The sequence below is a fragment of the Gammaproteobacteria bacterium genome (genome assembly GCA_022450155.1).
Classification (GTDB): Bacteria; Pseudomonadota; Gammaproteobacteria; order Arenicellales; family UBA868; genus REDSEA-S09-B13.
In genome coordinates this window covers 142,503-152,306 of sequence record JAKUQR010000006.1, presented here as the reverse complement: position 1 = coordinate 152,306, position 9,804 = coordinate 142,503, and the positions used below count along the sequence as shown (strand labels likewise).

11 protein-coding genes are annotated in these 9,804 nt (G+C 54.9%); 7 read left to right on the top strand and 4 right to left on the bottom strand.

The window, feature by feature from the left end; translation table 11 throughout:
* Positions 1-320 precede the first annotated feature (320 nt).
* Positions 321-1,250, top strand: coding sequence for an ornithine carbamoyltransferase (locus MK323_05250; protein MCH2481566.1), 930 nt, complete (start codon positions 321-323; stop codon positions 1,248-1,250).
* Positions 1,251-1,277: 27 nt separating this feature from the next.
* Here MK323_05250 and MK323_05245 read toward each other — a convergent pair whose 3' ends face one another.
* Positions 1,278-2,192 carry a DMT family transporter gene (locus tag MK323_05245; protein ID MCH2481565.1) on the bottom strand — a complete coding sequence of 305 codons (915 nt, stop codon included), beginning with the start codon at positions 2,190-2,192 and terminating at the stop codon, positions 1,278-1,280.
* A gap of 136 nt (positions 2,193-2,328) precedes the next feature.
* Between MK323_05245 and MK323_05240 the strand changes: the two genes are divergently transcribed.
* Positions 2,329-3,204: a crotonase/enoyl-CoA hydratase family protein gene (locus MK323_05240; GenBank protein MCH2481564.1), complete on the top strand. Its 876-nt coding sequence runs from the start codon at positions 2,329-2,331 to the stop codon at positions 3,202-3,204.
* Between the two features lie 10 nt (positions 3,205-3,214).
* Here MK323_05240 and MK323_05235 read toward each other — a convergent pair whose 3' ends face one another.
* Positions 3,215-3,871: a glutathione S-transferase family protein gene (locus MK323_05235; GenBank protein ID MCH2481563.1), complete on the bottom strand. Its 657-nt coding sequence runs from the start codon at positions 3,869-3,871 to the stop codon at positions 3,215-3,217.
* 156 nt (positions 3,872-4,027) lie between these two features.
* Between MK323_05235 and MK323_05230 the strand changes: the two genes are divergently transcribed.
* Positions 4,028-4,504, top strand: a complete 477-nt coding sequence (locus tag MK323_05230; protein ID MCH2481562.1) for a thioesterase family protein — start codon at positions 4,028-4,030, stop codon at positions 4,502-4,504.
* A gap of 5 nt (positions 4,505-4,509) precedes the next feature.
* Here MK323_05230 and MK323_05225 read toward each other — a convergent pair whose 3' ends face one another.
* Complete coding sequence (locus MK323_05225) at positions 4,510-5,337, bottom strand: transglutaminase-like domain-containing protein (GenBank protein ID MCH2481561.1); 828 nt, start codon at positions 5,335-5,337, stop codon at positions 4,510-4,512.
* A 165-nt stretch (positions 5,338-5,502) separates the two neighbouring features.
* On the opposite strand from MK323_05225, the gene MK323_05220 reads away from it, so the two are divergent.
* On the top strand, positions 5,503-6,546 hold the full coding sequence (locus tag MK323_05220; protein MCH2481560.1) for an Ldh family oxidoreductase: 1,044 nt from the start codon (positions 5,503-5,505) through the stop codon (positions 6,544-6,546).
* Between the two features lie 16 nt (positions 6,547-6,562).
* On the opposite strand, the gene MK323_05215 is transcribed toward MK323_05220, so the two are convergent.
* On the bottom strand, positions 6,563-7,330 hold the full coding sequence (locus tag MK323_05215; protein MCH2481559.1) for an SDR family oxidoreductase: 768 nt from the start codon (positions 7,328-7,330) through the stop codon (positions 6,563-6,565).
* Between the two features lie 179 nt (positions 7,331-7,509).
* Between MK323_05215 and MK323_05210 the strand changes: the two genes are divergently transcribed.
* The 3 genes from MK323_05210 to MK323_05200 are packed head-to-tail and all read left to right on the top strand — an operon-like array spanning position 7,510 to position 9,741.
* Positions 7,510-8,538: a zinc-binding dehydrogenase gene (locus tag MK323_05210; GenBank protein MCH2481558.1), complete on the top strand. Its 1,029-nt coding sequence runs from the start codon at positions 7,510-7,512 to the stop codon at positions 8,536-8,538.
* 31 nt (positions 8,539-8,569) lie between these two features.
* Entirely contained in the window at positions 8,570-9,565 is a 996-nt protein-coding gene (locus MK323_05205) for an LLM class flavin-dependent oxidoreductase (GenBank protein ID MCH2481557.1), read from the top strand.
* A complete protein-coding gene (locus MK323_05200) occupies positions 9,565-9,741 on the top strand; it encodes a hypothetical protein (protein MCH2481556.1) in 177 nt (58 codons plus the stop codon). Before MK323_05205 ends, MK323_05200 begins: the two co-directional genes overlap by 1 nt.
* The last annotated feature ends 63 nt before the right edge of the window (positions 9,742-9,804 follow it).

Genomic DNA, 9,804 nt, shown 5'->3' with positions numbered 1-9,804 from the left:
AGTCCTGGACGGATGGCACCAGTAATCCGGTTACGTGCCATCTGACCCGCATCGATCCACACTTGACGCAGCTGCTGCAAACTGCGTCCGAGTGTTAACTTTCTGGCGGTCAACATGTTTATGCGTGGCCCGGCACAAGAGAGGGTTAATTGTAACGTTTGCGCCCGTCCAAACAGCATATATCAGATCGGTGTGGCTCCGTATTTAAGCACCGACGGCTGACAAACAGAACTATTACCGATCGTGCAGCAAGTTTCCTTGATGATAGAATCCCCGCCCTTTCTCACCAACCGCTTTTGAAGTGGAGTCCACCGACCGCCATGAACAACGTCAAACATCTGATTGACTGGAAATTTTGGCGTGATGAAGATATCCGTCATGTGCTTGAACTTGCGAGAACAGTCAAGCACAACAGGAAGGATTATCAGAATCATATGCAGGGTCACACCCTGGTTATGTTGTTTCAGAAAACCTCGACCCGTACTCGCGTATCGTTCGAAGCCGGCATGACCGAACTCGGCGGGCACGCCATCAATCTCGACTGGCGGGCCAGCAACTTCGCACTGAGCAAGGTGCGGTTTGAAACGAAGTACCTCAGTCGAAACGCAGCCATGATCATGGCCCGGCTCAAGGATAATGCGGATATCGTAGAAATGGAAGACGCAGCCTCAGTACCGGTCATCAATGGCTGCTGTAATCTGTACCACCCTTGTCAGGCACTCGCCGATGCACTGACCATCGCTGAGGATCGGGGCGGCAATCCGGATGGCGCACGGCTGACGTATATTGGTGTTTACAACAATGTGGTCAACTCGCTGGTCTCAATCAGCAGCTCCCTGGGAATCCACCTGACCCTGGTCTGCCCAGTTCGCGATATAGACACAGTGGACGAAGAATCCCGGCAGCGGCTTCAGGATGCCGGTCTCCTGACCGAAACTCTGGATGTTACCGAAGCGGTATCACAAGCAGATTACGTATACACCGACACCTGGCTCGATATGGAATATTTCAATGATCCCTCGTACCAATCTGAAAAGGATCAGCGAAGTGAATTGATGCTGCCGTATCAGATCAATTCGACCCTGATGGCCGGGAGCCGGGCCAAAATCATGCACGACATGCCCATTCACCCGGGTTATGAAATAGCAGAGGATATGGTTGAAAGTGATCGGTCGATTATCTACGACCAGGCAGAAAACCGGCTCGATGCCCAAAAAGCGATCATGCTGCACTTGCTGCATGATCTCTGACCGAAAGATGGACGACGTCCGGTACTGTCAATCGTAGAGAGGATCTCCCGTCTTGGCTTTCCGTTCTCGCCAGACAATGAGCAGGCCTCCGCCGATAATAAAAAAGACCCCGGGGATCAGGCGATGGAAAGGCGCTTCATCGAAAAACATCCACCCCAGCAGAAACGCAAACGGAATACTGAAATATTCAAATGGCGCCAGATTGCTCGGTGCTGTCAGGCGGTAGGCAGTCACCAGACAGAACACAGCTGAGCCACCGGCAACACCCATCGCCAGTAACCACAACCAGTCCTGGTAGGTTGCGACCTCGACATAACCTCCGGTGAACACCACCAGCATAACCGCGCCGGTCAGAGCGCCAGCGAGAGCGTACAGATTGATCAGCGCAGTTGGCACACTTTTATCAAACAGTTGTGCAGTAACGCTGGAGGCGGCATAACCCAGCGCCGCACAGACGGGCAGCAGCGCATACACATTAAAACTGTCTGCATCCGGACGCATCACCAGCACAATACCGACAAAACCCACTCCCACTGCTGACCATCGCCAAATACCGACTCGATGACCCAGTATCAGGATCGATAACAGAGTCACAAACAAGGCACCGGAAAAAGCGATAGTTGACGCGGTGGCGAATTCCATATGAATGAGCGACAGGTAAAAGCAGAACTGTGCGATGGCAACAAAGCCCCCGCGGGCGATCGCGAGCTTCCATTGCACAAGCCGCACTGGTCGGCCCGCTTCATGCCAACCGGACGAATAGAACAGCACTAAAACGCTGGGGATAAGCCCAAACACATTTCTCAGCATCGATAACTGCTGGGCGGGGTATCGTGCGCCGAGGTGCTTAATGATGGCACCCATCACATCAAACAGGAAAATCGCAAGCATAATGATAACGATCGCGTTAAAAAGGGGCGACTTCTGTGTAAGGGTATTCATAACCCAGCCCCTAGAGCTCGAATAGCCGTCTCACGCTTTTTCTGATTTATGTCCACACCCCTGTTGAAACCTGCCTCACGCTTGCCTAGGATGGCGTGAACAATAGCGCAAACCTACTCTCGCAACGAGAAATTTCATGCCTCATTCACCTTTGCTATACCAGCACGACGGCCGACTGGCACGAATCACACTTAATCGACCAGAAGTACTCAACGCCATCAACTCCGCTATGCCCGACGAACTTGCTGATGCGGTAGAGCGAGCGAACGCTGAGCCGGACGTGCGCGTTATTGTTCTCTCAGGTGCGGGGCGCTCTTTCTGTGCGGGTTACGACCTTGATGCCTATGCGCAAACCCCGGGGACCAATCCAGGCATCCAGGAGATGCCCTGGGATCCGCTGAAAGATTTTTCATTCATGAAACGAAACACTGATCAGTTCATGAGTCTGTGGCGTTCTCCCTTGCCGGTGATCGCAAAAATTCAGGGGCATGCGCTGGCCGGCGGCAGCGATATGGCCCTGTGTGCCGACCTGCTTGTCATCGGAGAAGGGGCCAAGCTGGGTTATCCACCTGCCCGGGTCTGGGGCTGCCCGACTACCGCGATGTGGGTTTATCGAATCGGTGCCGAACGGGCCAAAAAGCTGCTCTTAACCGGCGACACCATTGATGGCAGAACAGCCGAGAACTGGGGACTGGGTCAGTGCGTCCCTGATTCGGCACTCGACGACACGATTGAGGATCTTGCGCAACGTATTGCAACCATTCCGCGAAACCAACTGATCATGCAGAAACTGATGGTCAACCAAACATTGGAAAACATGGGGATCGCCTCGACCCAAACCTTGGCGACCCTGCTCGATGGCATCGCCCGGCATTCTCCTGAAGGGGTCAACTTCAAACAGCGGGCTGAAACCTTCGGCTGGAAGCAGGCGGTGCGTGAACGAGACGAAGGAACATTTGACTGGACCCGAAATCAACCCTTTAAAGAAGAGCCCGGCGAGGACAACAGCTAAATAGACAGTGTTATTGCGGCACACCGACGGCTACGATTCGGTCCAGCCCGCGAAGATGAGTATCCAGAATAGGCGCAATACGCTGACGCGAAGCGGTACGTCGTACACATTCGTCGATCGCCGGAAACTCACCGCGCGCAAGATCCTTTGAATAAGTACTGGTCACCAGAAGATAAATGTCCGGCAGACTGAACCGCTCTCCCAAATGATATGGTCCGGCCTTTGCCAGATGATCTTCAACCAGTGCCCAACGTTGGGTGAACAGGTCGCTGGCTCTCTTTCGAATAGCCTCAATATCTCCTGCGCGCAGGGTATAACGGTGGGCATAGAAACTGCGCTTTACCGGCTCCTGTACCTCAGTAGCGTGATAAGCCAACCAGTCCAGCATCATCCCGCGCTGAGGGTCAGTGGGACCGGGTGCGAGATGTTCCAAACTATGCCTGTCACACAGGTAGACCATGATGGCGATGGTTTCACAGACCACATTGCCATGATCATCGACCAGTGCCGGAATGGTGCCCCGGGGATTGATCGACAGGAACCAGGTGCTTTGATGCTCGTTAGCGGTGATATCCACTGCCCGCTTTTCAAAGGGTAGACCCGCCTCTGCCAGCACCATGTGCGCAGCGGTCGCGCGCGATCCATCTAGACAGTAGAGCGTGTACATGTCTTCTCCTCCGGTCTGGTGCAACCTGCGATCAGCACACCGTCTGTAGCGTCAGGGGCGAGATTACCAAATGCCGCTCCTTTGTGTTGTTGGACAACTTGACATTGACTCCAGGACCATTGACGTTACCTCGACACTGTTACGAAAATAACCTGGATGACATTACCTCAAACAACTCTCACCGTACTGCCCGAATGGATCGACCATAACGGACACATGAACGTGGCTTATTACGTCCTGGCATTTGACTTTGTGACTGATACTGTCTATGAGACCTGGGGACTTGGCCTCGATTACCCTGAGCGAGAAAACCACGCCATATTTACGCTGGGTATGAACGTCGACTATGTCAGTGAAGTATTCGAAGGTGAACCCCTATCTGTTGCCACGCAGCTTTTGGATATGGACCACAAACGTATTCACTACCTACACACCATGGTCCACGGCGACGATGAACGGCTTGTAGCACGCAACGAATGTCTGTGTATGAACATCAGTCTCGATAACCGACGCAGTGCTCCGTTTCCATCCAGCGTACGCAACAAACTGGAACCGGTTTTCTTGGAACACCAGAAACTAGCCATGCCAGATAGTGTTGGCCGTACACTCCGCATCCCCTACAAAAACTCCTGATGTCCTCAGTTCAATCGTCCCTTTAGGGTGGCCTGCAACAGTTCAGCCTGCTCGTGCAGTTCTTCTGCCCCGTGGCCCTCCAGCAGTGTTTCGATATCGCTCAGGGCTGCTTTGATCTCACCTGCCTTGGCTTTCAAGGCAGCAATTTCCAGACGGAATACCGGCGCATCTTTTGCCAGCACCAGCATCGATTCAGTAATCCGCAAAGCAAGATCAGTGTCGTCGCGCTGGCGGGCCCGCATCCGAATATTGTTCTGAAGCCGTAACAGAATCTCGCGGTTGCTCACAGGCACAACACCGTTCATTGCGTTCTCAGTCGAATCTTCCTGTGCTGCTGTGAATCGTTCATGAAGATTGCTGTCATCCAGTTGCCGCGCCTGGTGGAAAGGGTCAAGTATTGCGGGTTCGCCGATTGTCGAGACCTGTATCAGAAAGTGAGCTGGAGAATGTATACCAGCTGCGGTCCATCCCTGAACACGCCAAGCATGTATACAGATGATCCCCAAGGACACCGGAAGACCGCATCGTCGGTCAATCACACGGATCAGATTGGCGTTCTGAATATCGTCGTAAGACCGTCTATCACCGCTATATCCATGCGTCGTATAAACCACGGCTCTCAGGGCGTTAATACATTCGGTCAAACGACTGTCCGGGCGCGTCATCGCAGCGATATCTGAAGCCAGCAGATCAAGGTGCTGCCGGTAAGGTACAAGATCGACAGACGGATCATCCAGCGCAGCCAACAGTAACGCTGTTTCCGCAAGGTCGATGTCAGCGTCCCTTGTGCTGACCGCCGCTCTGAGTTTTTGCAACAGTGTTGCTCTGTCCACCGGTTGTGATCCTCAGCGCAATCAAGAACAGTGACCACCAAGTATGACCTCAGGTTTTGTCGTTCACAATCAGCTGTGGATTTTGTAGATCGACTGCGTTAACGTTCCTACCAATCGTGGGGGATAACGGCATATTTCAAGATGCTTTGAGTGTGGTAACTCATTATGACGAAACTCAGTGGTGTTAACGACTACGTAACCCGTTCGGCCACCCATCTCGAAGTGTTGGCGACCGAGATCATGGCGGCCATCGGCTGTAGCGACGACATCGCGTCTATGGTTGCGCATCATCTTGTGGATGCCAGCTGTAAGGGCATCGATTCGCACGGTGTGATGCGCCTGATGTGGTATGCAGAACAAGCTGAAAGTGGCTACTTTTTGCCGTCTGCCCGACCCAGCGCACACCAGAACCAACGCGGGGCCTGGATCATCGATGGCGGCGGCGGAATGGGTATTCCGGCAATGGCGATGGGCATAGACAAAGGAACGATCCTGGCCAAGGAACACGGTATGGCGGTTGTGGGCGTAACCCATTGTGCCCATACCGGCAGGTTGGGTGCGTTCTGTGAACAGGGCGCAGCAGCGGCCTGCCTCACGATCACATTCGGCGGCGGTGGCCGGCAGAACTGGCGCCAAGTTGTACCGTACGGCGGCGCCAAGGCAAAGCTGCCCACTAATCCCTATGGGTTCGGCATTCCTGGCGGTGACCGTGGTCCTGTCATCGTTGACTTCGCGACATCTGCCGGTGCCGGTGGCTGGATCTATCTTGCCAAAAGTGCCGGTGGCCGGCTGCCTGACGGACTCATTGTCGATGCCCAGGGCAAGCCTTCGACTGACCCCGACGATTACCTGAATGGCGGCGCCCTACTCCCTGCTGCCGGCGCGAAAGGTTATGGCCTAGCGCTGATGGCTGAACTCGTTGGCGAAGCTCTGCTGGGTGTAGCTACTACCGAATTGAACTGGATCATTCTGCTGGTCGATACCACCCGCTATCGTGACGATTCAGACTTCAAGCGTGCTGCTGAATCGGTTCTCAGCGACATTCGTGAGTGCCCAGCTGCTGATGGTTTCGACCGTGTAGAGATTCCCGGCGAACGGGAACGGGATCTAGAGAAAATACGCCGTAAAGAGGGGGTTCCAATTCCCGCTGCAACATGGGATCAGATCGTAACACTCGCCGACCAACTCAACGTGCGTTCAGTGAGGTGAGGCTCTCTATTCCCAGTTACCCACTCATGGTCAAACCACCGGACACACTGATAACCTGCCCGGTGACATAAGCCGCATCATCGCTGGCTAGAAAGCTGATTGCGCCCGGCAGGTCTTCCGGTTTGCCGATTCGACCCATCGGTATCGCGCGCTGCATTGCCTGCCGTAGTTTTTCCGGATCACCAGCACCTTCCGCGTAACTGTCAAAAAGGGCGGTATCCGTTGGGCCCGGGCAAACAACGTTGAAAGTGATGCCATGCCTGGCATGTTCGCGGGCCAGGGTTCTGGCAAAACCGATCAGGCCGGCTTTGCACGCGGCGTAGACAGACTCACCCGACGACCCGACACGGCCGGCGTCGGAAGATACACTGACGACCCGGCCATAGCCGCGCTCAACCATACCGGGTAACACCACGTGATGCATATTCAAGGCACCAATCAGATTGATATCGATAATCTTGCGCCAGAACTCGGGATCGGTTTTCAGGAATGGACGAAACAGATCCCAGCCTGCGTTATTGACAAGAATATCGACCCCGCCCAGTACTTTTTCGATCTCTAGCAGCCCCTGTTTGAGCCCCTCCAGATCGGTGACATCGATACCTAAGGCGAGACTCTGGCCACCGGCATCTGTCAGCTCATCTGCAATGGTCTGCGCAGCTGCGGCATTCTTGTCCAGTACTGCCACCTTTGCACCTTCTTCAACAAATCGACGACTCGTCGCTCCGCCTATACCCCCCCCGCCACCGGTAATGACGGCGACTTTACCCGCAAGCCGATTCATAGCGCTGACCTCCAAGTGCGGCACTGATGTGCGCACACATTCACACCGACAACATCTGGAAGCAGGTCAGCTTAACAGAAACCCCGCACCCTACGGCAGCGCTGTAGAGACCTCTGATACCATTAAACCTTAAGGACACAACACGACAGACAAGTCGATACCCAATAGGAGACCGAGGTATGAGAGCAGCTGTACTGACAGAACGGGGTAAAGCCGGACTTGCTGTCACAGACTTTGCCGAGCCTGTGCCTGCTGCCGGTGAAGCGGTTATGAAAGTGCACGCTGCTTCAATCAACCACGTTGATCTCTATATGCGGGACAGTGGCGCAGGGATTTCCCACGAACTACCGCTGATCCTCGGCGTTGACGGCGCAGGTGAAATCGTCGAGGCGCCGGCTGGCTCACATCTCAAGCCCGGTGATCCCGTGGTACTTTACCCCATGGCCAGCTGCGGCCGGTGCCGAGCCTGCCAGGCCGGCGACCAGGCCAACTGCAGCACATTCAGTATTTCTGGGGAGACCCGGCACGGTTCCTTTGCTGAGCTGATTGCTATGCCTGAACACTGCTTTGTGCCCAAACCCGAGAACCTGAGTTGGGAAGCGGCAGCCACGCTGCCCGTGGCCTATCTGACTGCCTGGCGGATGCTGTTCAGCCATGATCCACTTCAATCAGCCGAGACTGTTCTGATTGTCGGCATCGGCGGCGGTGTTGCTGCGGCCTGCCTGCAGATGGCAAAAATGGTGGGTGCCCAGACGATCGTGACTTCCTCGAATGACGAGAAACTCAAGTGGGCCAACAGTCTGGGTGCAGATTTCGGCATCAACTACAACACACACCAGGTTGCTAAGCAGGTGATCGCACTGACCGGTGGCGAGGGGGTCGACATGGTTGTTGACACTGTCGGAAAAGCGAGCTGGGGAGACAGCCTCCGCTCCCTTCGCCGTAGCGGCCGGCTCGTAACCTGCGGCGCGACAACAGGCGGCCATCCGTCGGCTGACATTCAGCGACTTTTCTCCAAACAACTTGCAATCTATGGGTCAACTACGGGCAGCCTGGAAGAATTCAGACAGCTGATTGAGGCTACAAAGCGTGGTCTGATCCAACCTCTGATCGATAGACAATATCCACTTGCCGAACTCGCCGAAGGTCTGGAGCGGATGGAAAGAGGAGAACAGCGAGGCAAGCTCGTGGTCAATGTTTCCAGTTGAGAGGATCAGCACAACAGGCGATACTCTAACCATGGCTCTGCTATCCGTACTGGATCTCTCTCCGATCACACAGGGCAGCCATGCCGGACAGGCACTTCGTAACAGCCTGGACCTTGCTCGCCGGACAGAAAATCTCGGTTACAACCGTTACTGGGTTGCGGAACACCACAACATGGCGGGCATTGCCAGCGCCGCTACCGCAGTCGTTATCGGTCACATTGCCGGTGGAACACAAGTCATTCGCGTCGGGTCCGGGGGCATCATGTTGCCGAATCATGCGCCGCTAGTCATCGCAGAACAGTTCGGCACACTCGAATCTCTATACCCGGGTCGAATCGACCTCGGACTCGGTCGGGCACCCGGCACCGATCAATTCACAGCCCATGCACTTCGACGCAATCTCGCTGGCGATGTAGACCAGTTTCCACGCGATGTGCAGGAACTGCAGAGCTACTTTGGGTCCAGCCAGCCCGGCCAGCGTGTTACAGCAGTTCCGGGTAACGGGCTGGAGGTTCCCATCTGGATTTTGGGGTCGAGTCTCTATGGCGCCCAGCTGGCTGCGGCACTGGGCCTACCGTACGCTTTTGCTTCTCACTTTGCACCAGCTGCCATGATGCAGGCCATAGAAATCTACAGACAGCGATTCGAACCTTCCGCACAACTGGCTGAACCTTACGTTATGTTAGGCTGCAATGTGTGTGTCGCCGAAACTGACGACGAAGCCTGGCTGCTCCGCAGCTCGGCACTGCAGTCCACCTTGAACCTTCGGCGCGGGCAACCTGGCCCGCTACCACCACCGGTTGAAAACCTGGAAAGTCGGATCAGCCCCCACGAAAAGATGATGCTCGACGAGCTGCAAACAGCTTCAATGGTTGGATCTCCCGAAACTGTGCACCGGGAACTCGAAGCCTTCATAGCGCTTACAGCCGCCGATGAATTAATAATTTCTGCTCAGATCTATGACCACAGCGCAAGATGTCGTTCCTACGAGATTGCAGCTGATGTTGCCATCCCGAAGGCGGCCTGATGCTGGACAGGAGTGACGAACCGACAAACACCGTGACCCACCTGCCCAGCGCCGAACATCAGATCCGCGCTGAACAATCTGCACAACAAGCGTCGCGTAAACAGCACTGCGGCAGCACTGAACTGCTGACTTCAACTTTCCACGACGCTTTGACTCGACCGGAGCGCATTCTCTGAAACAACTCGCCCGGTCACTACACCAGATCTTCAGTCCACAAGGTCACATATTTCGCGGTTGGT